Below are 24,536 nucleotides of genomic sequence, written 5' to 3'. Positions count from 1 at the left end.
GTTGAAACTTCTGTTCCCCCGATCTAGTAACGCCCTCGCCTGCCCCGTCAACGCCCGGCCTCGCGAGGGTTTCGATGTATCGCCTGTTTCGCTGGATCGTCCGCCTCGTCTCGTTTGCCCTCGCCGCGCTGGGAATCGGGCTTGGTGGCCTTTGGTATTTCGCCGCCCGCTCGCTGCCCGATTACAACGCAAGCTACAGCCTGCCCGGGCTCAGCGCGCCGGTCGAGATCGTGCGCACGACTGAAAACGTTCCCCATATTTTCGGCGCAACCGATACGGATGTGTTTTTTGCCCTCGGCCTCGCCCATGCGCAGGACCGGCTCTGGCAAATGATGATGCTGCGCCGCACCGTGCAGGGGCGGTTGAGCGAAATCTTCGGGGCCAGAACGCTGAAAACCGACGAGCTGATGCGCAGGCTTGATCTTTATGGCGCCGCCGTCGCCTCGGTCCCCGCGCAGGATCCCGCCACCACGGCTGCGCTCGATGCCTATGCCCGCGGCGTGAACGCCTGGATCGAGACGGTGAACCAGGACGCTCTCGGCCGCGGCGCGCCGGAATTCTTCCTGTTCGACGCGCAGATCGCCTATTGGACCCCCGCGGATTCGATCGCCATCCTGAAGCTGATGGCCGCGCAGAGCGCAACCCAGATCGACACCGAGGTGCTGCGGGCCCGGCTCTCGCTGCTGGGTCAGGGCTGGGTCGAAGACCTGATGCCCGACGTGCCGGGCGCGGGCGTGATGGCGCTGCCCGATTACGCGGCGCTTTTCCCTTCTGCTCCGCGCGACAGCCGCGGCGCGAACGCAGATGCCGAAGGCGCGCTCTCACCCTTCGTCGAACCGGCTTTTGCCGCCGCCTCGAATGCCTATGCCGCGGCCCCCGCCCGCTCTGCCGCGGGCGGCGCGCTTTTGGCCAACGACCCGCATTCTCCCCTCACGGCGCCCTCGCTTTGGTATCTCGCCCGGCTCGAGCTGGCCTCGGGCGGTGTGATCGGGGCCACGATCCCCGGTGTGCCGCTGATCCTTTCAGGACGCAGCGCGAAGCTCGGCTGGGGCATCGCCGCGTCTTATGCCGATGACGAGGATCTCTTCGTCGAAGAACTGGATCCGCAAAACCCCGAGCGTTACCGCACGCCCACGGGCTGGGCCGAGTTCCGCACCCGCAAGGTGATCGTCGCGGTCAAGGATGCCACGCCCGTCACCCTCACCCTGCGCTGGAGCGAGAATGGCCCGGTTCTGCCCACGGGCCATTTTGACCTCGCCACCGTCACCCCCCCGGGGCATGTGATGAGCCTGGCCTGGTCGGCGCTTTCGCCCGCCGATACTTCGATGAGCGCCGCGCTTGCGATCATGAAGGCGCAAAGCGTTGACGCGGCAGTGAATGCGGGCGCGGGTTTCATCGCCCCCTCGGTCACGCTCACCCTCGCCGATCAGAAAACCGTCGGCATGGTGACCCTCGGCGCCTTGCCCAAACGCGATGCGGCCCATGCCACACGCGGACGGATGCCCGCACCGGGCTGGATCGCCGCAAACCGCTGGCAGGGGCGGCTGCCCTATGCCGAGAACCCGCGGGTCGAGAACCCCGAGGGCGGCATTGTCATCACGACGAATAACAAGATGATCGACCGCCCCTTCCCCGCGCATGTGAGCTACGACTGGGGCGATACCGAGCGGGTGACCCGGCTCACCCGGCTGATGGGGGAGCGTGAGGTGCATTCGCGCGAGAGCTTCATCGCCGCCCAGCTCGACACTGTTTCGCCCGCCGCGCGGGGGCTGCTGCCGCTGGTGGGGGCCGATCTGTGGTTCACCGGCGCACCCGCGCCCGAGGGCACGCCCGAACGCTTCCGCCAGCGCGCGCTGGAGCTTCTGGCGGCCTGGGACGGAGACATGAACGAGCATCTGCCCGAACCGCTCATTTATGCGGCCTGGATGCGCGAGTTTCAGAACCGGCTCCTGCGCGACGAGCTTGGCCCGGAGCTGGCCGCGAAATTCATCCATCTCCAGCCGCTTTTTCTCGAGCGGGTGCTGCGCAACACCAATGGCGCAGCGCGCTGGTGCGACGTGCTGCAATCCGCCCCGCAAGAGAGCTGCACCGATATCGCGCGGGTTTCGCTCGATGCGGCGCTCCTGAGCCTGAAGGAAAAATACGGCCCCAAGATCGAGAGCTGGCGCTGGGGCGACGCGCATGAGGCGCATCACGATCATACGGTGCTCGGTCACAACCGGCTGCTGGGCTGGATCATGAACATTCGCCAGTCGACCTCGGGGGGCGATTTCACCCTCAACCGTGGCGTGACAGAAGGCGACGGCCCCGAACCCTTCGCCAATGTGAACGGCGCGGGCTACCGCGGCGTATACGATTTTGCCGATCCGGACAGCTCGGTTTTCGTGATCTCGACCGGTCAATCGGGCCATCCGCTCTCGGGTCATTACGACGATCTGGCCGATCTGTGGCGGCGGGGCGAATATGTGCCGATGTCGCTCGACCCGGAGCTGGCGCGCGCTGCCGCCTCGGGCATCACACGGCTCACCCCCGCCGAGCCGGAGCCCTGACCGCCAAGAGCGTCATCTGAACTTTTTCGCCCTTGGCTTTGATATTAAAGGGTTTCAAACCTTTTGAAACTGGGCTTTCTGCGCCTCTGTCCAGCTGACCGAGAGCGTCCATCCCTCCTTGCCTTGCCGCTCATCGCGCACGACGCCCTGCGCATGCAACCAGGCATGGGCCCGGCCATCGGTGAAAGGAAGCGTCAGCTCCTCATCGATCCGTTCTTCGCCGAGCCGCGCCTCGATCGTCGCCAGAAGCGCGGCAAGCCCTTCTCCCGACAGCGCGGAAACCGCCTGCACATCGGCGCGTCGCGCATCTTGCACTAGAAGCGCCGCGCGGGTCTGCTCGGAGAGCGCGTCGATCTTGTTCCAGACCTCGATCAGCGCGACATCTTCCGCGACGCCGAGGCTTTCGAGGATCTCGCCGACATCCTCGGCCTGCTCCTCGGTCTCGGGATGCGAGATGTCGCGAACGTGCAAGATCAGATCCGCCTCAAGCACCTCTTCGAGCGTGGCGCGAAAGGCGGCGACCAGCTCATGGGGCAGATCGGAGATGAACCCCACCGTATCCGAGAGGATCACACGCCGGCCAGAGGGCAGCACGAGGCCGCGCATCGTCGGGTCGAGCGTGGCAAAGAGCATGTCTTTGGCCATCACGTCAGCGCCGGTCATGCGGTTGAAAAGCGTGGATTTTCCGGCGTTCGTATAGCCCACGAGCGCGATGACGGGAAACGGCACCTTGCGCCGCGCCGCGCGGTGCAGCTCGCGCGTTTTCACCACTTTGGAGAGCTGCCGCTTGATGCGGATCACCTGCTCGTCGATCGCGCGCCGGTCCGCCTCGATCTGCGTCTCGCCGGGGCCGCCCACAAAGCCGAAGCCTCCGCGTTGCCGCTCAAGGTGGGTCCAGGCGCGCACCAGCCGCGTGCGCTGATAGCTCAGCGCCGCCAGCTCCACCTGCAACACCCCCTCGCGGGTACGCGCGCGGTCGGCAAAGATTTCGAGAATGAGCCCGGTGCGGTCCAGAAGCTTCACGCCCCAGGCCTTTTCGAGGTTGCGTTGCTGGATCGGCGAAACGGGGCCATCCACCAGCACGAGATCGACCTCGGCCGCTGAGAGGCGCTCCTTCAGTTCGGCCAGTTTGCCGGTGCCGAAGAGATGCCCCGCATGCGGTTTGGGCAGGCGCACCACCTCATGCCCCATGATCTCGAGATCAGGCAGCGCTGCCGCCAGCGAGATTGCCTCAGCCAACCGCAGTTCCGGTTCACGCCGGGTATCAAGCGCCTTTAGATCCGGGTGCAGAACCCAGACCCGGGTCGGGCGCTCTTTCGAGATGACGGGATCGCTCAGTCTTCGCCCTCGTACAGAGAGATCGGCGCGCCGGGCATGATGGTGGAAATCGCATGTTTGTAAACAAGCTGCGACTGGCCATCGCGGCGCAGCAGCACGCAAAAGTTGTCAAACCAGGTGATGACGCCTTGCAGCTTCACCCCGTTGATGAGGAAAATCGTGACCGGAACCTTGGTCTTGCGAACGTGATTGAGGAAGGCGTCCTGAAGGTTCTGTTTGTCGGCAGCCATTTTTATTATGCCTTTTTCTAGTCTTGTATGTCCTGTCGCAGGGCCTCTTGGTCCCCGTAGGCCAGTATGCGCAAGCGCGCGGCAGTTTCCAGCCCTAATGCGGGCGGGGGCGTGCAAACGCAAGAAAATTACTCATCTCTGCGGCAGCTTTGGCTCAGTTGCGCCAGAAATCGGGGTTGAAAAGCGCGATGATCGCGAGCGTCTCGAGCCGTCCGAGCACCATCGCGAGCGCCAGCATCACCTTGGGCGCATCGCCCAGCACCGCCCAGTCGATCGGTGTGTCCACCGCGACCGAGGCGAGCTGGCCGGTGTTCGAGAGGGCCGCGATCGAGAGGATCAGCGCGGGTTCGAAGTCGATGCCGAAGGCGGTGACGGCAAGCATCACCCCCGCGATCGAAAGCGCGAAGAGCATGAAGAAGATCCAGGCGATATAGGCGCCCTCGCGCCGCAGCCGGCGCGCCACCGACCCGCCGCCCGCCACCGATTGCGGATGGACGAGCTTCTCCAGTTCGCGCTGGCCCAACCGAAAGAGCGCATAAACCCGCAACAGCCGCACCCCGCCCGCCGTGGTGGCGATGCCCCCCCCGGTGATGGTGAGCCCGGCCAGGATCACCCCCGGGGTGCCCAGACCGGACCAGGAACGGGCATCGTTCCAGCTCGTGCTCTCGAACCCGGTGGTGGTAAGAAAGGAAAGCGCGGTGAAGAGGCTCCCCCAGAGCGAGCGCAGGATCGCTGGCAACGCCTGTTTCGAGGTCTCGAGATCGAGCGCTGCAATCCAGTGCCGGGCAAAGAGGAACATTGTGACGAGTGTCACCAGCGCCGCGGCCAGCAAGATCTCCGGATCGTCGCGCAGCCGCTCGGTTGCGCGCAGCTCCCCCCCGCCCGGCCAGAGCCGCCGTGACAGCGCCGGGATCAGGAACAGGAAAATCAGCACCTCGCCGATCAGCCCGGAAGGCGCATCGCCGGGCCGGACGAGGCTGGTGATGCCGGAGGTGGAGAGCGTCGAGAAGGCATGGATCAACGCCACCTGCGCCGGATCGCCCGCAAGGATCAGCGCGCCCCAGAGGATCACGGTGAGCCCGCCGTAAGCCGGGCCCAGCACCCTCAGATAATGGGCGATCCGCTCGCCCGGCTCGGAAACTCCGTCGCGCAGAAACGAGGGTGCAACGCCACTTTGCTGGCCGAAACCGCCCGCAAAGAAGATCTCGAAGCCGCCGATGCGCAACGGCGCAAGCACGGCAATCGCCATCACGAGGATGAAAAAGCCGCCCATCCAGCCCACCATTGCACGCCACAGATGCAGGCTCGGCGGCAGCCGTTCGGGGGTATAAAGCGTGGCACCGGTGGTGGTGAAGCTCGACACCATCTCCCACCAGGCATTGAGCAGCCCGGTATCGCGCACGGCCTCGTCAAACGGCACGGCCAGCATCAGCGGCAGCGCGAGGAAGGCGGCGAAAAGCGTGAGCAAAAGCGAGCGCTCGCGGTTTTGCTTCGGGTTCGCGGCCGCCGCGAGCGCGACGATCAGCGAGAGCATGGTGAAGAGGAGCGCGGATTGGAAAAACACCCGCGCCACCCGTGCCTGCCCGTCGATCGCCGCCGAGGCCGCGGGCGCCAGCATCGCCAGCGCGGCAAGCAACATGAGCTGCACCAGAAGGGGAAGCTGACCGAAGCGGCGCAGCATGTGCGGGCTCAGAAGAAGTCGATGGAGACCTGCAACAGCCGCTCCACCTCCGGAATGTCATGCGCGAGCGCGAAGAGCACGATCACGTCGTTCTCTTCCACCTTGGTATCGCCCGCCGGTTTCATCACCTTGTCGCCCTTGCGGATCGCGCCCAGAAGCACACCTTCGGGAAATTCGATCTCGCGCACCGCACGCCCGGCGATGGGCGAGGTGGAAAGCACCACCGCTTCGATCACCTCCGCCTCGGCATCGCCGATCGAATAGACGCCACGCACCTTGCCATGCCGGATATGGCGCAGGATCGAGGAAACGGTGATCGCGCGCGGGTTGATATAGGCGTCGATGTCCAAAGGCCCCATCAGCGGCACCAGCGTCGGATCATTGACGAGCGAGATCGCCATCTTGCACCCCACCTGCTTGGCGCGCACCGAAACAAGAAGGTTCGTCTTGTCGTCATCAGTGACAGCGAGCACGGCGTCGGCGCGCGCCACATTGGCTTCCTCAAGCATTTCGGTACTCATCCCGTCGCCATGCAGCACGATGGTGCGCTCCAGCGCATCGGCCGCAGATTCCGCCGTGCGCCGGTCGCGCTCGATGATCTTCACCCGCACCCGGTCCGAGCGCGCCTCAAGCGCGCGCGCCACGCCAAGGCCAACGATGCCGCCGCCGATGATGGTGATGCGTTCTTGCTTTTTTGTTGCTTTTCCAAAGATTTCGAGCGTTCTGTTGATATCTTTGGACAGCGTGAGCACATAGATCTGATCGCCGGTGAAAAGCTGATCGCCCGGCTCGGGGGCAAACAGCCGCCCCTCGCGGCGTACCCCAACGACCATCGCGCCGAGCGTCGGGAAAAGGTCGTTCAATTGCCGGAGCGGCGTATCAAGCACCGGGCAATCCTCGTCAAGCGCGATGCCCAGAAGCTGCACCGCGCCACTCAGAAAGCTCTCAGTGTCGAAGGTTGCCGGCGCCAGAAGGCGTTGCAGCGCGGCTTCGGCCACCTCGCGTTCGGGCGAGATGATCACATCGATCGGCAAATGATCGCGCCGGTAGAGGTCGGCATATTGCGGCGCCATATAGGTTTGCGCGCGCAGCCGGGCGATCTTGCGGGTGATGCCGAACACCGATTGCGCGACCTGACAGGTGACCATGTTCACCTCGTCGGAATGGGTTGCGGCAATGATCAGGTCGCAGTCGCGCGCGCCTGCACGGTCGAGCACATCGGGATGCGAGGCAAAGCCGACCACGCCTTGCACGTCGAGCAGGTCCGAGGCGCGGCGCACCAGTTCCGGGTTGGTGTCGAGTACGGTCACATCATTGCGTTCCCCGGCCAGATGGCGGGCGATCTGCCAGCCCACCTGCCCCGCGCCGCAGATGATCACCTTCATCGACCGTCCTCCGTTACCATGCCCCCCGTTTTATGCTGCGGCCGCGGCGGGGTCAATCGACCGCCCCGCAGGCCCTCCGGGCTCACGCCTCCTCGGCTTCCTCCTCGCCCTCGTCGAATTGCGCCATCCGCCCGCCCGCCTTGCCCGCAGTCACAACGCCAAGTGATTTCAGCTTGCGATGCAGCGCCGAGCGTTCCATGCCGACAAAGGCCGCCGTGCGCGAGATATTGCCGCCAAAGCGGTTGATCTGGGAGAGCAGATATTCGCGCTCGAAGAGTTCGCGCGCCTCGCGCAAAGGGAGCGCCGCAAGCTGACCGCCGAGCACGATCCGCCCCTCCTCGGGCGCCGCCGCGTTGCTGGCAAATTCGCGCGCCTCGATCGGCCCGGAGCCTTCGCCCAAAATCAGCACCCGCTCGATCACATTGCGCAGCTCGCGAATGTTGCCGGGCCAGTCCATCGTCTGAAGGCTCGCTTCCGCCTCTTCCGAAAGCGCGCGAGCGGGCAGACCCTGTGTGCTGTTGAACACCTCGATGAAATGGCGCGCCAGCAGCGGCACATCCTCGCGCCGCTCGGAAAGCGGCGGCACCGCAATCGGCACCACGTTGAGGCGGTCATAAAGCTCTTGGCGGAACCGTCCGGCGGCGATCTCGGCGGCGAGATTGCGCGTGGTGGACGAAATCACCCGCAGATCGACGCGCACCTTGTCCGTGCCGCCCACGCGGGTGAATTGCTGCTCGGTGAGCACCCGCAGGATCTTGGCCTGTGTTCCCGCCGGCATCTCGGCCACTTCGTCGAAGTATATCACCCCGCCATGCGCTTGTTCCAAAAGGCCTTTTTCAACCCCGCGCTCTGGCGTCTCGCGGCCAAAGAGCACGTCCTCCATGCGGTCTGGCGCAATCGTGGCGGAGGTCACCGTCACAAAGGGCGCGGCAGTGCGGGTCGAATGCTGGTGGATGTAGCGCGCCGCCGATTCCTTGCCCGAGCCCGGCTCGCCCGTCAGCATCACCCGCCCGTTCGATTTCGTCACCTTGTCGAGCTGGTCCTTCAGCCGTTTGAAGGCGACCGAATTGCCGAGCATCTCGCCCACATGCAGATCGCGCCGCCGCAGGCTCGAGTTTTCGCGCCGCAGCCGCGAGGTTTCCATCGCGCGCGAGATCACCACCATCAGCTGATCGATGTTGAAAGGCTTGGCGATGTAATCGTAGGCGCCCTGCTTGATCGCGGCGACGGCGATCTCGATATTGCCATGCCCCGAAATGATGATGATCGGAATATCGGGGTTGTCGCGCTTGACCGTTTTCAGAATGTCGATCCCGTCCATCCGGCTGTCTTTCAGCCAGATGTCGAGGATCACGAGCGCGGGTGGCTCCGTATTGATTGCCTCCATGCATTCGTCGGAATTGGCGGCGGTGCGGGTCGCATAGCCTTCGTCGCCGAGGATATCGGCGATCAGCTCGCGAATGTCCTTTTCGTCGTCGACAACGAGAATATCGCTCATGTTTCACTGTCCTTGATGGCGCGCAGGCCGGAGCGGGCGCGTGGCAGCCGGATTTCGGCCAGCGCGCCCAAATGGGCACCCGGCGCGAAGGCGGGGGCGTCGGTCAGCATCAGCGTGCCGCCGTGTTCTTCGATGATCTTTTTCACGATGGAGAGGCCAAGCCCGGTGCCCTTGGCGCGGGTCGTCACATAGGGCTCAAAGAGTCTCGCACGGTCGGGCGGCAAGCCGATGCCGTTGTCGGCGATGTCGATCACGATCAACTCGTCATGGGCGCGCAGGCTCACCTTCACTTCCGGCACCCAGCCCTCGGGCGCGCCCTTGTCGGCAAGGCTCTCGATCGCTTCGCCCGCATTCTTGATCAGGTTCACGAGCGCCTGCGAGATCATCGTCGCATCGAGTTCGACCACCTCGGGCCCCTCGGGCAGATCGGCACTGAGCTTTGCGCCATGCAGCGCGCCTTCCTGCAGCAGCACGGCATCACGGGCAAGCTGGACGATATCATGGTCGCGCCGGTCGGGTTCGGGCATGCGGGCAAAGCGCGAAAATTCGTCAACGATGCGGCGCAGGTCATCGGTTTGCCGCACGATCACGCCAGTGAGGCTGCCGAGCACCTCGACCTGATCGGGGGCAAGCTGGCGCGTGAACTTGCGCTGGATCCGCTCGGCCGAAAGCTGGATCGGCGTGAGCGGGTTCTTGATCTCATGCGCGATGCGGCGGGCAACATCGCCCCAGGCGGCCATGCGCTGCGCCGAGACGAGGTCGGTCACATCGTCAAAGGCCACCACGAACCCCTCGCGCGCGCCCGAGGCGCGGCGGCGCTCCGCCATCCGCACCAGCAGGCTCTCAAGCCGCCCACCGCGTGAAACCCGCACCTCCTCCTGCACGACCGTCAGAAAGCCGTCCCGCAAGCGATTGAAAAGATATTCGAACTCTGGAACGGCTTCGGCCAGGGGGCGGTCCGTGTCGCGTGTGGTGTCCAGCATCAAGAGCTGGGTCGCGGAGGGATTTAGAAAGTCGATTCGTCCCTCGGCATCAAGCCCGATCACACCGGAAGTGACCGAGGAGAGCACGGAATCGAACATCCGGCGCTGTTCATCGGTCTCGTGATGCGAGGCGATCAATTCGGTGCGTTGGGTCTTGAGCTGCGCCATCATCCGGTTGAACACCTGCCCGAGCGTGGCGATTTCGTCATCGCCCTGTTCCTCGATCACCCGCGCGTCGAGATCGCCCTTGCCAACCCGCTCCGCCGCCGCCGCAAGCCGCCCGATCGGGCGCGAGAGCCGCTCGGCGAACCAGAGCCCGGCCCAGACGGCAGCGAGGATCAGGATCAGCGCAAAGCCGATGTAGACCAGACCGAACTCGAACAGCAGCCGCCCGCGCGAGGCCTCAAGCTGCTCGTAAAGATGCACCGTTTCGCGCGTGTCATCCAAAAGCGAGAGGATTTTGCCATCGACCGTGCGCGAGACGTAAAGATAGCGGTCGACAAAGGCATCGAGCTTGATCAGCGCGCGGAATTCCGAATTTGGCCAATCCTCGAACAGCACCGTCTCGCCGCGCGCGGAAGCCACGATCTTTTCGGGTGCAGGCTGTTCATAATCAAAGAGATAGGAGCGATCGCCGCGGGCGACGATCTGCCCCGTGCCATCGATCACATAGGCTTCCTTCAGACCGCGCTGAATGCCCTGCTGCCCCGCCACCAGCCATTCGCGCAGATCGCCATCGGTGGCGAACGTGGCCGCCTGACGGCGCAGGTTGAGGAATGCCGCGAGCGCCGTCGCATCCTGCACGAGGTCGCGGCGGTGCTCGTCCTGATAGGCCTCGGCCGCGGAAAGCGAGGTGCCGACGACCATCCGCACCCGGTCGGAGAACCAGCCCTCGAGCCCGATATTCACCGTGAGCCCAGCAAAAAGCGCCACGAGCACGGTGGGCACAAGCGCGATGCCCGCAAACACCCCGGTGAGCCGCAGGGTGAGGCGTGAGCCGGTGGCGCGGGCGCGGCGTGCAGCGAGAATCTGCGCGAGGCGCAGCACGATGAGCCCGCCCAGCGTGAGGAAATAGACGAAGTCGGCCAGCAGCGTGAGGCGCAGGGCGGTCGAATCTGCCCCCTGCCCCAGAGGGCCCAGCACCACGAAAGTGGTCAGCGCAAGCGCCGGGCCGAGCACGGCAAGGCCCAGAACAAAACCGTTCTGAATCCGGCGCTGGCGGCGAAACCGCGCCAGCCGCTCCCAAGCGGTGCTGTTCAACGCGCTCTGCACGATGCCCTCGGTCCGTCGCTCGGGCGAATCCGCGCGACGGATTTGCCACAAATACCTGTGGCGCTTTTACATCAGTTTGCGGCGGCGTGTCACCTGAATATCCAGATCGGTGATCTTTTTGCGCAAGGTATTGCGGTTTATCCCAAGCAGATCCGCACATCTGGCCTGATTGCCACCGGTGGCATCAAGCGCGATTTCGATCAGCGGCGCCTCCATTTCCGCGAGAATCCGGTCATAAAGGCCGGGCGGTGGCAGGTTGCCGCCGTGGAGGTCAAAGTACCGCCGCAGATGCCGCGCGATCGAGGCGGAGAGCTTCTCGCCCTCGCCGCCCGCACGCAGGGGTTCGATCGCAGGCTGGTTGCCGAGCACGAATTCGACCTCGGCACGGGTGATCTCTTCCTCGGTTGCCGTCACCACAAGGCGGCGCACGGTGTTTTCGAGCTGGCGCACGTTTCCGGGCCAGGCATAGGCGCGCACGAGCGCCATCGCCTCATTGGAAAAACGCCGCAGCCCGAGCCCGTCGCGCTCGCAGCGGGTCAGGAAATGTTCGGTCAGCAGCGGAATATCCTCGACCCGTTCGCGCAGCGCAGGAACGGCGAGCGTGACACCGCCCAGCCGGTAGAACAGGTCTTGCCGGAATTTCCCCGCCTCCATCAACGCGGCAAGATCCACCTGCGTGGTCGCCATGATCCGCGGGGCGGGGTCAGGCAAAGCATCGAGCATCCGCACGATCCGGCCCTGAGTGTCATCATCGTAATCGCCCACCTCGTCGAAAACGAGCGAGCCGCCCTTGACGCGGGCGACAAGGCTCGAGGGGCCATCGGCCCCGGCAAGATCTGCCGCCTGCGCCACCACGAAGGGCAGCGTCCGGCGGTCCGAAAAGTCATGAATTGCCCTCGCAATCAAAGACTTACCAGTTCCAGATTCGCCCATTATCATCACCGGCAGATCGGCGTTCATCACTCGGGCAACGAGCCGGTAAAGCGCCTGCATCGCCGCGGTGCGGCCCACCAGCGGCAGATCCGAGGTTTCGGGACGCACCGGCTCCACCGCCTTCGGCACCACTTGCGCGCGGCGCTTGAGTTCAAGCGCGCGGGCGGCGCGTTTCATCAGATCGGGCAGGTCGAAGGGCTTGGGCAGATAATCATAAGCATCCGCCTCGGCGGCCTGAATCGCCGTCATGATCGTGTTCTGCGCAGAGATCACGATCACCGGCAGGCCCGGCCGCTCGCGCGCGATCCGCGGCAGCGCTTCGAGCCCGTTGCCATCAGGCATGATCACATCGGAGATCACCAGATCCCCCTTGCCTTCCTCGACCCAGCGCATCAGCGTCATCAGCGAGGCGGTGGCATGGACTTTGCAGCCCGCACGCGTCAGCGCCTGGGTCAGAACGGTGCGGATCGTGCGATCGTCATCGGCGACGAGAACGGTGCCATCCATGGATCAGACCTCCTTAGGGGCGACAGGCAGGGAAACGCGAAAAACGGTGCGGCCGGGAACGCTATCAACGTTGATCCAGCCATTATGCTCGGAGATGATTTTCGAAACGAGCGCGAGGCCAAGCCCGGTACCGTTCTCGCGGCCGGAGACGAAGGGCTCGAAAAGCGCCCCCGCAATATCGGGCGGGATGCCGGGGCCATCGTCGATCACCTCGATCTGAAGCGGCAGACGCTGGCCATGGCCATCGGGGCCGCGCAGGCGCAACGAATAATCATAAAAGCTGCGCAGGCGGATCGTGCCCTGCCCCTTCGCCGCCTCGGCCGCATTCTTGAGAAGGTTCAAAAATACCTGCGTCAACTGGTCGGCATCGCCGAGCGTGGGCGGCAGCGAAGGGTCGTAATCCTCAACGATCAGCATATGCGCGCCAAAGCCAACAGCGGCAGATTTTCGTGCGCGGTCAAGCACATCGTGGATATTCACTGGCTTCATCTCGGGCGGGCGCACATTACCGAACTGCTCAACCTGTTCGAGCAGCTTCACCACGCGGCGGGTCTCGTCGACGATCAGATCGGTGAGTTCCAGATCATCGCCCGAGAGGTTCATCGACAAAAGCTGCGCCGCCCCCGCAATGCCCGCGAGCGGGTTCTTGATCTCATGCGCCAGCATCTCTGCCATGCCAATGGCCGAGCGCGCTGCCGATTTCACCTGGCTCGCGCGGCCGAGCCGGTCGGCGATCTCGCGCGGCGAGATCAGCAGCAGCACCGTTTGCGGGTCATCGCCCAGAGGCGCGGCCTGAAGATTGCATTGCACCGGGGCGCGCTCGCCCGTGGTCAGATCCACATCATTGACGAAAAGCGCAGAGCGGTTCTTGCGCACCCGGGCAAAAATTTCCTCAAGCGGCGCGGCAATGGCGAGCCGTTCGCCCAGCACCTGTCCCTTCAACGCACGGGCCGAAAGATTGAGGAACAATTCCGCCGCCGGATTGATCTCGATTACCCGGTCCGTGCCGTCGATCATCAACGCCGGAAGCGGCAACGAAGCCCAGATGATGCCGGGGGCCGGAAGGGTCATGCCGCAGCCCTTTCGCTGAACGCGGCGCGGATGAGCGCCAATGCCGCCTCGGGGGTCTGGGCGCGCATCATCTCGGGGACCAATGCCGCTCCTGCGACCTCCGCATACCAGCGCAGATGCTTGCGCGCGAGGCGCAGCCCCACCTGCTCTCCGTAAAAGCCCAGAATCGCTTCATAATGCTCAGAGACCAGATCAACGAGCCCCGCCCCCTTCGGCAGCTTGGGCGGGGCCGCGCCGTAAAGCGCCGCAGCGATCTGCGCAAGCCGCCAGGGTGCCCCCTGCGCCCCGCGTCCCACCATCACGCCCGCCGCGCCCGCCCGCGCCAGCGCCATCCGCGCCGAGGGCGCATCGACGATGTCGCCATTCGCCACCACTGGCACCGAGACGGCCTCGGAGACAGCGGCAATCGCGCCCCAGTCGGCCCGGCCCTCGTAAAACTGCATCCGCGTGCGGCCATGCACGACGATCATCCGCACGCCCGCAGATTCGGCGCGCCGCGCGATCTCGGGCGCGTTGATCTGCCCCTCGTCCCAGCCGAGCCGCATCTTCAGCGTCACGGGCAGATCGACTGCCCCCACCACCGCTTCGATCAATCGCAGCGCATGGTCCGGGTCGCGCATCAGCGCCGCCCCCGAGGCGCCGCCCGTCACCTTCTTCGCCGGGCAGCCCATGTTGATGTCGATGATTTTTGCGCCCATGTCCGCCACGACCTTCGCCGCCTCGGCCATCGGCCGCGCCTCGCGCCCGGCCAATTGCACCGAGGACGGCAGATCGAGACCGAGTTCGCTGCGCGCCTTCGCCCGCACCGAGGGCTTGGCCGTCAGCATCTCGCCGCTCGCCACCATCTCGGACACCACGAGACCCGCGCCAAAGCGCGCCACGATCCGGCGAAACGGCAGATCGGTAATGCCCGCCATGGGCGCCAGCAGCACCGGCGGATCAAGGCGAAAGCTGTCGAGCGTAATCGTCACGGTTGTTCCTGTAGCATTTGCCCAAGGAAGTAGCGGCTTGATTTGGGAATCACAATTGCAAGGAGAGCGTCGCCACTCACAAGGGCGTCAAAATTCGGCACCTGCTTAAATATTGCGCTTTCAGCATGCGGCGCTGTGCACATTGCGCCCGCGCGCAGACTGGCCTAAGCCTTTGTCAGGTAAAAAGCCGGAAGAGCGAGGGCGGATGAGCGTTGCAGTGATCATCGTGGCGGCGGGCCGTGGCACGCGCGCGGGCGAGGGGCTGCCAAAGCAATGGCGCGATTTGGCGGGCCGCCCGGTGCTGGCGCAGACGGTCGAGGCGTTCCGCACGCTCGGCCGGGTGATCGTGGTGCTTCATCTAGACGACATGGCGCGCGGCCTCACCCTCTTTGGCGGATCCGTGACTCTGGTGGCGGGCGGCGCGAGCCGCTCCGAGAGCGTGCTCAATGCGCTCGTTACGCTTGAGGGCTCTGAAATCACACGCGTTCTCATTCACGATGGCGCCCGGCCGCTGGTGCCGCAAGCGGTGCTGCAAGCGGTGCTCGTCGCGCTTGAAACCCACCCGGGTGCGGCGCCTGCACTTGCCGTCACCGATGCGCTCTGGCGCGGGGAAGCGGGGCTCGTGGCGGGCACGCAGGACCGGGAGGGGCTTTTCCGGGCGCAAACGCCGCAAGGCTTCCGGTTTCCCGAGATCCTCGACGCCCATCGCGCCCATCCGGGCGGCGCGGCCGACGATGTGGAAGTGGCCCGCGCGGCCGGCATGGCGGTCGCCATCGTGCCCGGGCATGAAGACAATCTGAAGATCACCTACGCGGAAGATTTTGCCCGCGCCGAGGCGATCTTGCGCGAAAGGAAAGGCTTGAAGATGGATGTGCGGCTTGGCAACGGCTATGATGTGCATGCGTTTACCGAAGGCGATCATGTGATCCTGTGCGGGGTCAAAGTACCCCATACCAAGGCGCTGCTCGGCCATTCGGATGCCGATGTCGGCATGCATGCGCTCACCGATGCGATCTATGGCGCCATGGCCGAAGGCGACATTGGCCGCCACTTTCCGCCCTCCGATCCGCAATGGAAGGGCGCGGCAAGCTGGATCTTCCTCGAGCACGCCGCGAAACTCGCGGTCTCCAAAGGCTTCAAGATCGGCAATGCCGATGTCACCCTGATTTGCGAACGCCCGAAGATCGGCCCGCATGCCATTGAAATGGCGGCCGAACTTGCGCGCATCATCAACGTCCCGGCCGACCGTGTCTCGGTCAAGGCCACCACCTCGGAACGGCTCGGCTTCACCGGCCGCGAAGAGGGCATTGCCGCTATTGCCACCGTCACTCTGATAGGAGTCTGAAATGCCTCCCCGTGAACTTCCGACCCGTGAATTGCCGCTCCACGTTCTGCAAGCCATCACCACCTTTGCCTTCGTCGGCAAGCTCGTCCCCGCGCCCGGCACCTGGGGCTCGATGGTCGCCGCTGTCGCCGGCTGGGGGCTGGTGAAATTCGGCGGCCTTTCCTACCTCTACCTCGCCGCGATCCTCGCCTTCATCATCGGGCTCTGGGCGCTGGAGCAAGAACTGAAGCACCGCGAGGATCAAGACCCGAAAGAGGTGATCATCGACGAGGTGGCCGGCATGTGGGTGGCGCTTGCCTTCCCCGCCTCGGCCTTTGCTTATTTCAACATCGAGATGGTCTGGCCGGGCCCGCTCGCCGCCTTCATCTGGTTCCGCTTCTTTGACATCTTCAAACCGGGCGTGATCGGCCGGGCCGACAAGCAGGGCGGCGCGATGGGCGTGATGATGGATGACATCTGGGCCGGCGTCTTTGCCGGTGTGTTCACGCTGATCACCGCTGTGGCCTATCATCTGGGTCAGGATTACTGGCCGGTGCTTGGTGCGCAGATCATCGACTGGCTGCCGCCCCTGCCCTTCACCGGTCAGGCATGAGCGTAGAAGAGCTTCTCGCCTGCGCGCGGGACAGAGGCTGGCGCATCGCCACCGCCGAAAGCTGCACAGGCGGCATGGTGGTGGTGGCGCTGACAGACGTGCCGGGCTCCTCGGCGGTGGTGGAGTGCGGCTTTGTCACCTATTCCAACGCGGCGAAAGTCGAGATGCTGGGCGTGGCCGAGGCCACGCTCAGTGCTTTTGGCGCGGTCTCCGAGGAGGTGGCGCGCGAAATGGCCGAGGGGGCGCTGGCACAGAGCCACGCTGACCTTGCTGTTTCGATCACCGGCATCGCCGGGCCCGGCGGATCGGAGTTCAAGCCCGAGGGGCGGGTTTGCTTTGGCCTTGCCCTCAAAGGCGCCGCGACCCGCACGCAAACACAGGAGTTCGGTGCGCTTGGCCGGGGCAATGTCCGCGCCGCCGCGCGCGATCATGCGCTTGCCCTTCTGGGCGCCGCGCTCGGGCTTCAACCGTAAAGCGCCTTCGCCCGGTCCTCGAACGCCTGCACGATCATCCGCATCGCCTGATCGAAGACGATGCCGATCACGCCCTGCAGGAGCGCGTTCTTGAATTCGAAATCGACGAAGAAGTCGACCTTGCACCCGCCCTCGGGCCGGTCTTCGAACTGCCACCAGCTGTGCATGTATTTGAACGGGCCGTCGAGATAGCGGGTATCGACGCGCTTTTGCCCCGGGTCGAGCACCACGCGCGAGCCGAAGCGCTCGCGAAACACCTTGAAGGAGATCACCAGATCCGCCTCCATCACCTCGGTGCCGGGTTCGGGGCCGGGCTTGCGGGTGCGGATGCGGGCGGCGGAGTTCCAGGGCAGGAATTCGGGGTAGCGCGCCACATCGGCCACGAGCGCATACATCTGCGCCGCCGAATAGGGCATCGTGCGTTTTTCCGAATGCTGCGGCATCGGCCGGTCTCCCTTTTACCGGCCCCGTTCTTGCGATAAAGCACGGGAATTGCAAGGGCCGGATGGCCGCACCAGAGGCAGGAGAGAGCATGGCAGAGCCCGGATATGTGATCGACCAGATGATTTCCGCAAAGGCCATCGCGGCGCGGGTCGAGGCGCTCGGCGCCGAGATCACCGAAGCCTTCAAGGATACCGACCGGCTCGTGGTGGTCGGGCTTCTGCGCGGCTCCTTCGTGTTCATTGCGGACCTCATCCGCGAGATCGGCGTGCCCTGTGAAGTCGATTTCCTCGAAGCCTCTAGCTATGGCAACGAAACCACCTCCACCCGCGAGGTTCGGGTGCTGAAAGACCTGCGCGGCAATATCGGCGGGCGCGACGTGCTCGTGGTGGAAGACATCGTCGATACTGGCCACACGATCTCCAAGGTGATGGAGATGCTGCGCGCCCGTTCGCCGCGCCGGATCGAATGCTGCGCCATGCTCGACAAGCCCTCGCGCCGCGAAGTGGATGTGAAGGCGCGCTGGACCGGCTTCGAGATCCCCGACGAATTCGTCGTCGGCTACGGGCTCGACTATGCGCAAAACCACCGCAACCTGCCCTTCATCGGCACGGTGCGCTTCACCGGCCGTGAAAAATGAACCCGCTCTGGCTGATGCGGATGGCAAAATGGGTGCGCCATCCGCCCTCGCTGCGGCAGGTGCAGATTGCTGCGGTGGTGATTGCCCTCGTTGCGCTGATCTGGGGGCTTGATCATTTCGGCTTCTGGCCGGACTGGGCGCGGGTGGAACGCGCCCCGCGCGTTCCACGGCTCTGAGTTACTCGCCCTCGCCCGCAAGCAGCGGCTCGACCTGATCCTCGATCACCTTGTCGGTGAGCGGGCCGGCAATGCGGGTGATGATATGCCCCTCGCCATCGACCACGAAGGTCTCGGGCACGCCGGCCACGCCCCAGTCAAGCCCCATCTGGTTCTTCGGATCGGCGCCGAGCTTGGCAAAGGGGCTGCCCATCTCGGCCAGGAAAGCCTGCGCCTTCTCGGGCGTATCCTTCCAGTTCACGCCGAGGATCTCGACCCCCTCTTGCTTCAGCCCGATCAGGTTCGGATGCTCAACCCGGCAGGGCGCGCACCAGGACGCCCAGAAGTTCACGAGCTTGATCGTGCCATCGCGCAGATCGGCATCCGTGAAGGGCGCCTCCGGCCCCAGAGACTCGAGCCGCACCGGCGGCGCCTCCTTGCCCGCAAGGGCCGTGGGCATATCGTTGGGGTCTTTGGTTTCCATCGCCACAAAGGCCGCGGCCACAAAGCCGACGATCACCACAAGCGGAACGAACATCAAAGGCTTAGCCATTTTTCTTCATCCGTTTTTCCTGCGCTTCCAGCGCCCGTTTCACCTGTGCACCCCGGATCAGGGTGAGCACGATCAGCGCCGCCAGCAGGGCCAGCGTCGCTCCCCAGGAACCGAGGATCGTGACGGTATATTTGCCGAGATCAGGGATCATGCCATGCGCTCCCGCTGTTCGAGGGCCTTGAGGCGACGGCTGCGGATCTCGGTGCGTGTGCGCAACAAAAGCAGGGTCACGAACAAAAGCCCGAAGCCCACGATGGAGAGCACGAGCGGTTGCCAATAGACATCCGAGATATGCTCCTCACTGTCGAGGCTCAAGGTCGAGCCTTGGTGCAACCCCTGGTTCCAGAAGATCGCGGCATAGCGCGACAGCACCGCAAAGACCGAGCCGACGAGGCAAAGAACGCCCGTCAGATCCGCCGCGGTATCAGGGTTTTCGATCGCCTCCCAAAGCGCCATATAGCCGAGATAAAAGAGAAAAAGGATCAGGAAGGAGGTCAGCCGCGGATCCCATTCCCACCAGGTGCCCCACATCGGCTGGCCCCAGAGCGCACCGGTGATGAGCGCGATCAGCGTCATCACCATGCCGATCGGTGCCGCGGCCTTGGCGGCCAGCGCGCTCACATGGTGGCGGCGAATGAGCCAGATCAGCGAAGTGACAAGCATCATCACCCAGATATTGATTGCGAGCGTCGCCGCGGGCACATGCACATAGATCACCTTCACCGTGGCGCCGAATTCCTCGGCGAGGGGGGTGAAGAAAAAGCCCCAGACGAGCCCCGGCACGAGGGTGAGCACGGTTGCCCCGAAAACCCAGGGCAGAAGCCATCCCGAGGTCTGCATGAACTTGACCGGGTTTGCATATTCCCAGATCGACATCGGTCGCTCTCCTCCCTCTCGTCTTCTCGCCCCGCTTGCCACGATTTGCACCGTGCCGGTTTGACACGCATCAACTTAGAACGTTTCTCACCGCAAATTGACCCGGATCGCCGCGGCGGAGGCAAAGGGGACAAGGGCGATGGTGGCGGCGGTGATGCCCGCGAGCATGGTCAATGGCACTTCGATCGCCATGCCCTCGGCGCCGCGGCGCACAAGCTCGGCACCAAAGATCAGGGTCGGCACATAGAGCGGCAGCACCAGGAGCGAGAGCAGGAGCCCGCCGCGTTTGAGCCCCACCGTGAGCGCGGCGCCAAAGGTGCCGAGCACCGAAAGCGCTGGCGTGCCAAGGAGCAACGAGACCTCAAGCCAGAGATAGGCAGGCCCCGGCAGGTGCAGAAGCACGGCAAAAAGCGGCGCGGCCAGCACCAAGGGCAGGCCGGTGGTGATCCAATGCGCGAGCGCCTTCACCGTGACCACGGCCTCAAGCGGGATCGGCGCGGTGGCCAGCAGATCGAGCGAGCCATCCTCGTAATCGAGGGCAAAAATGCGGTCGAGCGACAGAAGGCAGGCCAGGAGCGCACCGAGCCAGAGGATACCTGAGGCGATGCGGGCAAGAATATCGCCCTGCGGACCGACGCCGAAGGGCACGAGCGTCACGACAATGAGGAAGAAGGCAAGCCCGAGCCCGAAGCCCCCGCCCGCGCGGATCGCGAGCCGCAGATCGCGTGTCAGAAGCGCGATCACAGGAAGGCTCCGTCGAAATCATGATCAAAGGCGCCGCGGTGCCCGCCCTCTTCCGGTGGCCGCGCCTTGAAAGGCGCGAGATCGAGAATTTCGGCCTCCTCAAGGCCAAGATCGATATGGGTGGCCATGAGCGCTGCCCCACCGGAGGCCAGATGCGCGCGCACCGCAGCGGCGAAAAGCGCGACCGAGGCCGCATCGAGCGAAACGGTGGGTTCGTCGAGCACCCAGACCGGGCGCCCGGTCACCAGAAGCCGCGCAAGGCCCAGACGGCGCTTTTGTCCCGCCGAAAGGCTCATCGCGGCGCGGTGTTCGAGCGCGCGCAGGTTCATCTGATCGAGCGCAGCTTCAACCGTGTCGGTCTCGTAGATCGCTGCCCAAAAAGCGAGGTTCTCGCGCACCGAGAGCGTGGCCTTCAGCCCATCCGCATGAGCGGCATAGGCCATCGCTTCGGGTGGCATCGAAATCGTGCCCGCAAGCGGCGGTTGCAGCCCGGCCAAGGTGCGCAAAAGCGTGGTCTTGCCGATGCCGTTGGGCCCCCGCAACACGAGCGCCCTGCCCGCTTCGAGCGAAAACCCCACCCCCTCCAGCACGGCGAGGCCGCCGCGGCTGACGGTGAGGGTTTCGACCGAAAGCAGCGTCATCCGCGCGGCACCTCGCCCGGCATGGGCAAAAGCGCTGCGGCGACCCGGCGGCCCTCGGAGAGAAGCACATTGTAGCTGCGCGCGGCCGAGGGCGTGGCCATCGCCTCGCAAAAGACGCCCACGGCCTCAAGCTCCGCCACGAAGTCGCGCGGCAGGTGCGCGATTTCCGCACCCATGCCGACAAAGAGCACATCGACCTTGCCCGAAAGCGCCAGAAGGCCCGCGCGGTCCTCGAGCCCGGCCCAGCTCAAAGCCTCTTCGGCGCGGATCAGAAGGCCCCCCTCATGCACCGCCCCGGCGACGCGAAAGAACCCCGGCCCGTAGCCATCGACCGGCAGCGCCCCGCCGAAAGAGGCCTCACGGATTTGCATCTTGCGCGCCTTCGGTGAAGAATTTCGCCGCCGGATCCTTGGGTTGCTTGTTACGGTCGAGCCCGAGGAACAGCACGATGTTCTTCGCCACATAGACCGAGGAATAGGTGCCGACGACAACGCCCCAGGTCATCGCAAACACGAAGCCGCGGATCACGTCGCCCCCCAGCACCAGAAGCGAGATCAGCGCAATCAGCGTGGTGCCCGAGGTCATCACGGTGCGGCTCAGCGTTTCGTTGACCGAGAGGTTCATCACCTCCTTGAGCGGCATCGTTTTGTATTTGACGAGGTTCTCGCGCAGCCGGTCGAACACGACGACGGTGTCGTTGATCGAATAACCCAAAATCGTGAGCAGCGCGGCGATGATCGCGAGGTCAAACTTGATCTGGAAGAGCGAGAAAAGGCCGATGGTGAGGCCGACGTCATGGACGAGCGCAGCGAGCGCGCCCACCGAATATTGCCACTCAAACCGCAGCCAGACATAGACGACAATCGCCGCAACGCCCGCCAGCACAGACCAGACAGCGGTCCAGATCAGCTCGCCCGAAACCTTCGGGCCGACGGATTCCGTCGAGACGAATTTCACCGACGGATCAACTTCTTGCAGGGCGTTCTCAATCTGCGTCATCTGCTCGGGGGCAATTGCGTCCTGCCCCTCCTGCGCCTGAATGCGGATCGAGGCGACATGCTGGTCTTCCCGGAAATTCGGGTCGAACACTTCAGTGATCGCCACATCGCCCAGCCCGAGCGGGCTCAGCGCCTTGCGGTAAGCGCCGATGTCGAGCGTTTGCGTCGATTCCGTGCGGATCGTCGTGCCGCCCTTGAAGTCGATGCCGAAGTTGAGCCCCATCACCAGCGTCAACACCAGCGCGGCAATCGTGGCGACCGAGGAGAGCCCGAAGGTCAGCCATTGCCAGCGGAAAAAGTCGATTTCGGTATGGTCGGGAACGAGTTTGAGACGGAAGGCCATGGTCGTTCCTCACACGATGATGGTTTTCGGGCGTTTCCACGCGAACCATGTCACCACCATCAGGCGGGTGACGAAGATCGCGGTGAAGACCGAAGTGGCGATGCCGACGATAAGGGTGACGGCGAAGCCGCGCACCGGACCGGCGCCGAGCACGAAGAGGATCACGCCGGTGAGGAAGGTTGTCACGTTGGCGTCGATGATCGCCGACATCGCCTTCTCATAGCCCAGCTCGATCGCGCGGGCGGGGCTTTTGGTGTTGCGCAATTCCTCGCGGATCCGCTCGTAGACAAGCACGTTCGCGTCAACAGCGGTGCCCATGGTGAGCACGATCCCCGCAATGCCGGGCATCGTGAGCGTGGCGCCCACCGCGGACATGAAGCCGAAGATCATCACCACGTTGAGAATGAGTGCCACCGCGGCAAAGGTGCCAAAGAGCCCGTAAGAAGCGATCATCCAGACCACGACGAGGCCAAAGCCCACCGCCGCCGCCTTTTGGCCCGCCGCAATCGAGTCGGCGCCGAGTTCCGGGCCGATCGTGCGTTCCTCCAGGAAGGTCATGCCGGCAGGCAGCGCCCCGGCGCGCAACAGGAGTGCGAGGTTTGTGGCTTCCTCAACGGTGAAATTCCCGGTGATGATGCCCGAGCCGCCCGCGATATGCGCCTGGATCGTCGGCGCCGAGATCACCTTGCCGTCGAGCACGATGGCGAAGGGCTCGCCGATATGGCTTGCGGTGTAATCGCCAAAGGCGCGCGCGCCGGTCGGGTTGAAGCGGAAGGCCACGGCCGGATAGCCGTTCTGGTCAGTATCGGGGCGCGCGTCGGTGAGGTCGTCGCCCGTCACCACCGGCACATCGTCTAGAACGTAATAGATCCCCTCGCGGTCGGCCGAAGGCAGAAGTTCGCGGCCCATGCCGGGGTTGGCGTTCGGGTTCGAGCCCGGCGGCCCGTAGACCTGATTGAAGGTCAGTTTCGCCGTGGTGCCGATCAGATCCTTCAGTTCCTGTGCCGAACCGATGCCGGGCACCTCGATCAGGATCCGGTCGGTGCCCTGACGCATGATCGTGGGCTCGCGCGTGCCCGCGGCATCGACGCGGCGGCGCACGATTTCAAGCGATTGCTCCATCGTGCGGTCGTCGGTGGCGGTTTTCTCGGCCTCGGAGAGGCGGAAAGTGATGGTGTCTCCGACCCCGGTCACCTCATAGTCGGACTGACCGACGCCGGTGAGGCTGACCACCGGGGCGGTGAGGGTTTTGGCAACCTCGACCGCTCTGGCGATCTGGTCAGGCTTGCCGATCTGGATGCGCAGTTCGCCCTCGGGCGCGGCAACGCGGCGGATCGAACCGATCGTCGCACGTTCGGCGGCCAATACCTTGCGGGCCTCGGGCCAAAGCGCATCCAACCGCGCCTTGTAGACCTCGCTCAGATGCACCTCGGCAAGCAGATGGGCGCCGCCCCGCAGGTCGAGCCCGAGATTGACGAGCCCGGAGGGCAGCCAATCGGGCCAAGCCGCCTTGGCCGCGGCTTGAGCCTCCGTCATCGCGCCACTTTTCTCGAAAGCGGAGACGGCGTCATTATGGCTCTCGACGCGGGAGTAAAAAAGGTTGGGCGCCGCCAGCACCAGCGCTGCAAGACAGAGCGCAAGGATGACGGCACGCTTCCAAAGCGAGATCTGCAGCATGGCGGCGCGGCCTTTTCGGGATCAGTTGTCGTTCGAAGCCGGTTCGGTCTTCGAGAGCACCTGGATGATCGTCTGTTTGAGCACGCGCACCTTCACATTCGCCGCGATCTCGACGTCAAGCTCGCCATCTTCGCGCACATGGGTCACTTTGCCGATGATGCCGCCCTGCGTCAGCACCATGTCACCGCGCCGGAGCGTTTCAACCATCTGCTTGTGTTCTTTGGCTTTTTTCTGCTGCGGACGGATCAGCAGGAAATACATGATGACGAAGATCAGGATCAGCGGCAGAAACTGGCCGAAAGCGGCGAAACCACCGGGGGCGCCGGCGGCACCGGCAGCCTGGGCATAGGCGGGGGTAATGAACATTGCTTGGTCCTCTCTTTGGGGCCGTGTTCTTCTGGCCTTGTGCAGGGGCGCGAAAGGCACCCCGGTTGTCGGCGCGCACCCTAGCCGCGGCTCCGGACCTTGGCAAGGCAATCACGCCTCGCGCAAAAGCCGATCACGCTTGTGTCAGGCAGGAACCGGGGGAGACAGGATGAAGAGACGGAAGCGTGGCCGGGAGTTCAGGATCGAGGCCGTGAAGCTGGTGAGCGGACGTAAGCATTTCGCTCGCCGAGGCGGCTTGCGATCCGGCTTTGGT

At 64.6% G+C, this 24,536-nt stretch carries 25 protein-coding genes; 6 read left to right on the top strand and 19 right to left on the bottom strand.

The window, feature by feature from the left end; translation table 11 throughout:
* The first annotated feature begins 74 nt into the window (after positions 1-74).
* Positions 75-2,549, top strand: coding sequence for a penicillin acylase family protein (locus CRO22_RS12565; protein WP_097070506.1), 2,475 nt, complete (start codon positions 75-77; stop codon positions 2,547-2,549).
* A 54-nt stretch (positions 2,550-2,603) separates the two neighbouring features.
* Here the strand turns inward: CRO22_RS12565 and hflX are convergent, their stop codons facing one another.
* The 9 genes from hflX to dusB all read right to left on the bottom strand — a co-directional run bounded on the left by hflX (position 2,604) and on the right by dusB (position 14,418).
* Positions 2,604-3,887, bottom strand: coding sequence for a GTPase HflX (gene hflX, locus CRO22_RS12560; RefSeq protein ID WP_097070591.1), 1,284 nt, complete (start codon positions 3,885-3,887; stop codon positions 2,604-2,606).
* Positions 3,884-4,117: an RNA chaperone Hfq gene (gene hfq, locus CRO22_RS12555; RefSeq protein WP_068766904.1), complete on the bottom strand. Its 234-nt coding sequence runs from the start codon at positions 4,115-4,117 to the stop codon at positions 3,884-3,886. The genes hflX and hfq overlap by 4 nt, the downstream gene beginning before the upstream one ends.
* 154 nt (positions 4,118-4,271) lie before the next feature.
* A complete protein-coding gene (locus CRO22_RS12550) occupies positions 4,272-5,798 on the bottom strand; it encodes a TrkH family potassium uptake protein (protein WP_176518636.1) in 1,527 nt (508 codons plus the stop codon).
* Between the two features lie 8 nt (positions 5,799-5,806).
* Positions 5,807-7,183 carry a Trk system potassium transporter TrkA gene (trkA, locus tag CRO22_RS12545; protein ID WP_097070505.1) on the bottom strand — a complete coding sequence of 459 codons (1,377 nt, stop codon included), beginning with the start codon at positions 7,181-7,183 and terminating at the stop codon, positions 5,807-5,809.
* An 82-nt stretch (positions 7,184-7,265) separates the two neighbouring features.
* A complete protein-coding gene (gene ntrX / locus CRO22_RS12540) occupies positions 7,266-8,681 on the bottom strand; it encodes a nitrogen assimilation response regulator NtrX (protein ID WP_097070504.1) in 1,416 nt (471 codons plus the stop codon).
* On the bottom strand, positions 8,678-10,924 hold the full coding sequence (locus CRO22_RS12535; protein WP_245860972.1) for a sensor histidine kinase NtrY-like: 2,247 nt from the start codon (positions 10,922-10,924) through the stop codon (positions 8,678-8,680). Before CRO22_RS12535 ends, ntrX begins: the two co-directional genes overlap by 4 nt.
* Positions 10,925-11,002: 78 nt before the next feature.
* Entirely contained in the window at positions 11,003-12,376 is a 1,374-nt protein-coding gene (locus CRO22_RS12530) for a response regulator (RefSeq protein ID WP_097070503.1), read from the bottom strand.
* 3 nt (positions 12,377-12,379) lie between these two features.
* Complete coding sequence (locus CRO22_RS12525) at positions 12,380-13,447, bottom strand: two-component system sensor histidine kinase NtrB (RefSeq protein ID WP_097070502.1); 1,068 nt, start codon at positions 13,445-13,447, stop codon at positions 12,380-12,382.
* On the bottom strand, positions 13,444-14,418 hold the full coding sequence (gene dusB, locus CRO22_RS12520; protein ID WP_097070501.1) for a tRNA dihydrouridine synthase DusB: 975 nt from the start codon (positions 14,416-14,418) through the stop codon (positions 13,444-13,446). Before dusB ends, CRO22_RS12525 begins: the two co-directional genes overlap by 4 nt.
* Before the next feature lie 205 nt (positions 14,419-14,623).
* Between dusB and CRO22_RS12515 the strand changes: the two genes are divergently transcribed.
* Genes CRO22_RS12515 through CRO22_RS12505 form a run of 3 tightly spaced genes read left to right on the top strand, consistent with a single transcriptional unit; the run spans position 14,624 to position 16,828 of the window.
* The gene (locus tag CRO22_RS12515; protein ID WP_097070500.1) at positions 14,624-15,763 is read left to right on the top strand and encodes a bifunctional 2-C-methyl-D-erythritol 4-phosphate cytidylyltransferase/2-C-methyl-D-erythritol 2,4-cyclodiphosphate synthase; all 1,140 of its coding nucleotides are present in this window, start codon (positions 14,624-14,626) and stop codon (positions 15,761-15,763) included.
* Position 15,764: 1 nt separating this feature from the next.
* Positions 15,765-16,355 carry a phosphatidylglycerophosphatase A family protein gene (locus tag CRO22_RS12510; RefSeq protein ID WP_097070499.1) on the top strand — a complete coding sequence of 197 codons (591 nt, stop codon included), beginning with the start codon at positions 15,765-15,767 and terminating at the stop codon, positions 16,353-16,355.
* On the top strand, positions 16,352-16,828 hold the full coding sequence (locus CRO22_RS12505) for a CinA family protein (protein ID WP_097070498.1): 477 nt from the start codon (positions 16,352-16,354) through the stop codon (positions 16,826-16,828). Before CRO22_RS12510 ends, CRO22_RS12505 begins: the two co-directional genes overlap by 4 nt.
* Here CRO22_RS12505 and CRO22_RS12500 read toward each other — a convergent pair.
* Positions 16,819-17,271, bottom strand: a complete 453-nt coding sequence (locus CRO22_RS12500) for a type II toxin-antitoxin system RatA family toxin (RefSeq protein WP_097070497.1) — start codon at positions 17,269-17,271, stop codon at positions 16,819-16,821. The two genes, CRO22_RS12505 and CRO22_RS12500, sit on opposite strands and share 10 nt — an antisense overlap.
* A gap of 89 nt (positions 17,272-17,360) precedes the next feature.
* Here CRO22_RS12500 and hpt point away from each other — a divergent pair, with 89 nt between their 5' ends.
* Complete coding sequence (gene hpt, locus CRO22_RS12495) at positions 17,361-17,909, top strand: hypoxanthine phosphoribosyltransferase (RefSeq protein WP_097070496.1); 549 nt, start codon at positions 17,361-17,363, stop codon at positions 17,907-17,909.
* Positions 17,906-18,085 carry a hypothetical protein gene (locus CRO22_RS12490; RefSeq protein WP_097070495.1) on the top strand — a complete coding sequence of 60 codons (180 nt, stop codon included), beginning with the start codon at positions 17,906-17,908 and terminating at the stop codon, positions 18,083-18,085. Before hpt ends, CRO22_RS12490 begins: the two co-directional genes overlap by 4 nt.
* Before the next feature lies 1 nt (position 18,086).
* Here the strand turns inward: CRO22_RS12490 and CRO22_RS12485 are convergent, their stop codons facing one another.
* The 9 genes from CRO22_RS12485 to yajC form a co-directional block, all read right to left on the bottom strand.
* Positions 18,087-18,617 (bottom strand): DsbE family thiol:disulfide interchange protein, encoded by a 531-nt coding sequence (locus tag CRO22_RS12485; RefSeq protein WP_097070494.1) that lies wholly within the window; start codon positions 18,615-18,617, stop codon positions 18,087-18,089.
* Positions 18,610-18,768: a heme exporter protein CcmD gene (gene ccmD / locus CRO22_RS12480; protein ID WP_176518635.1), complete on the bottom strand. Its 159-nt coding sequence runs from the start codon at positions 18,766-18,768 to the stop codon at positions 18,610-18,612. The genes CRO22_RS12485 and ccmD overlap by 8 nt, the downstream gene beginning before the upstream one ends.
* Positions 18,765-19,493 (bottom strand): heme ABC transporter permease, encoded by a 729-nt coding sequence (locus tag CRO22_RS12475; protein WP_097070493.1) that lies wholly within the window; start codon positions 19,491-19,493, stop codon positions 18,765-18,767. Before CRO22_RS12475 ends, ccmD begins: the two co-directional genes overlap by 4 nt.
* 87 nt (positions 19,494-19,580) lie before the next feature.
* Positions 19,581-20,237 (bottom strand): heme exporter protein CcmB, encoded by a 657-nt coding sequence (gene ccmB / locus CRO22_RS12470; RefSeq protein ID WP_097070492.1) that lies wholly within the window; start codon positions 20,235-20,237, stop codon positions 19,581-19,583.
* Positions 20,234-20,878: a heme ABC exporter ATP-binding protein CcmA gene (gene ccmA / locus CRO22_RS12465; protein WP_097070491.1), complete on the bottom strand. Its 645-nt coding sequence runs from the start codon at positions 20,876-20,878 to the stop codon at positions 20,234-20,236. Before ccmA ends, ccmB begins: the two co-directional genes overlap by 4 nt.
* Positions 20,875-21,249, bottom strand: a complete 375-nt coding sequence (locus CRO22_RS12460) for an Mth938-like domain-containing protein (protein ID WP_097070490.1) — start codon at positions 21,247-21,249, stop codon at positions 20,875-20,877. The genes ccmA and CRO22_RS12460 overlap by 4 nt, the downstream gene beginning before the upstream one ends.
* Positions 21,236-22,219, bottom strand: coding sequence for a protein translocase subunit SecF (secF, locus tag CRO22_RS12455; protein ID WP_097070489.1), 984 nt, complete (start codon positions 22,217-22,219; stop codon positions 21,236-21,238). Before secF ends, CRO22_RS12460 begins: the two co-directional genes overlap by 14 nt.
* 9 nt (positions 22,220-22,228) lie before the next feature.
* Positions 22,229-23,896: a protein translocase subunit SecD gene (gene secD, locus CRO22_RS12450; RefSeq protein ID WP_097070488.1), complete on the bottom strand. Its 1,668-nt coding sequence runs from the start codon at positions 23,894-23,896 to the stop codon at positions 22,229-22,231.
* A 21-nt stretch (positions 23,897-23,917) separates the two neighbouring features.
* Positions 23,918-24,262 (bottom strand): preprotein translocase subunit YajC, encoded by a 345-nt coding sequence (gene yajC / locus CRO22_RS12445; RefSeq protein WP_097070487.1) that lies wholly within the window; start codon positions 24,260-24,262, stop codon positions 23,918-23,920.
* Positions 24,263-24,536 lie beyond the last annotated feature (274 nt).

It is taken from the genome of Rhodobacter maris, assembly GCF_900217815.1.
Classification (GTDB): Bacteria; Pseudomonadota; Alphaproteobacteria; order Rhodobacterales; family Rhodobacteraceae; genus Rhodobacter; species Rhodobacter maris.
Note: the sequence above shows the minus strand (reverse complement) of the source record. Positions and strands in the feature narration are given on the sequence as shown.

Bases quoted from the DNA above. Each gene is read 5' to 3' on its own strand.
- hfq (WP_068766904.1), bottom strand. From the start codon at position 4,117: ATGGCTGCCGACAAACAGAACCTTCAGGACGCCTTCCTCAATCACGTT.
- ccmA (WP_097070491.1), bottom strand. From the start codon at position 20,878: ATGACGCTGCTTTCGGTCGAAACCCTCACCGTCAGCCGCGGCGGCCTC.
- CRO22_RS12550 (WP_176518636.1), bottom strand. From the start codon at position 5,798: ATGCTGCGCCGCTTCGGTCAGCTTCCCCTTCTGGTGCAGCTCATGTTG.
- yajC (WP_097070487.1), bottom strand. From the start codon at position 24,262: ATGTTCATTACCCCCGCCTATGCCCAGGCTGCCGGTGCCGCCGGCGCC.
- trkA (WP_097070505.1), bottom strand. From the start codon at position 7,183: ATGAAGGTGATCATCTGCGGCGCGGGGCAGGTGGGCTGGCAGATCGCC.
- CRO22_RS12510 (WP_097070499.1), top strand. From the start codon at position 15,765: ATGCCTCCCCGTGAACTTCCGACCCGTGAATTGCCGCTCCACGTTCTG.
- CRO22_RS12475 (WP_097070493.1), bottom strand. From the start codon at position 19,493: ATGTCGATCTGGGAATATGCAAACCCGGTCAAGTTCATGCAGACCTCG.
- CRO22_RS12530 (WP_097070503.1), bottom strand. From the start codon at position 12,376: ATGGATGGCACCGTTCTCGTCGCCGATGACGATCGCACGATCCGCACC.
- CRO22_RS12485 (WP_097070494.1), bottom strand. From the start codon at position 18,617: ATGGCTAAGCCTTTGATGTTCGTTCCGCTTGTGGTGATCGTCGGCTTT.
- CRO22_RS12460 (WP_097070490.1), bottom strand. From the start codon at position 21,249: ATGCAAATCCGTGAGGCCTCTTTCGGCGGGGCGCTGCCGGTCGATGGC.
- secD (WP_097070488.1), bottom strand. From the start codon at position 23,896: ATGCTGCAGATCTCGCTTTGGAAGCGTGCCGTCATCCTTGCGCTCTGT.
- ccmD (WP_176518635.1), bottom strand. From the start codon at position 18,768: ATGATCCCTGATCTCGGCAAATATACCGTCACGATCCTCGGTTCCTGG.
- CRO22_RS12565 (WP_097070506.1), top strand. From the start codon at position 75: ATGTATCGCCTGTTTCGCTGGATCGTCCGCCTCGTCTCGTTTGCCCTC.
- ntrX (WP_097070504.1), bottom strand. From the start codon at position 8,681: ATGAGCGATATTCTCGTTGTCGACGACGAAAAGGACATTCGCGAGCTG.
- CRO22_RS12505 (WP_097070498.1), top strand. From the start codon at position 16,352: ATGAGCGTAGAAGAGCTTCTCGCCTGCGCGCGGGACAGAGGCTGGCGC.
- CRO22_RS12525 (WP_097070502.1), bottom strand. From the start codon at position 13,447: ATGACCCTTCCGGCCCCCGGCATCATCTGGGCTTCGTTGCCGCTTCCG.
- CRO22_RS12515 (WP_097070500.1), top strand. From the start codon at position 14,624: ATGAGCGTTGCAGTGATCATCGTGGCGGCGGGCCGTGGCACGCGCGCG.
- secF (WP_097070489.1), bottom strand. From the start codon at position 22,219: ATGGCCTTCCGTCTCAAACTCGTTCCCGACCATACCGAAATCGACTTT.
- CRO22_RS12490 (WP_097070495.1), top strand. From the start codon at position 17,906: ATGAACCCGCTCTGGCTGATGCGGATGGCAAAATGGGTGCGCCATCCG.
- hpt (WP_097070496.1), top strand. From the start codon at position 17,361: ATGGCAGAGCCCGGATATGTGATCGACCAGATGATTTCCGCAAAGGCC.
- CRO22_RS12500 (WP_097070497.1), bottom strand. From the start codon at position 17,271: ATGCCGCAGCATTCGGAAAAACGCACGATGCCCTATTCGGCGGCGCAG.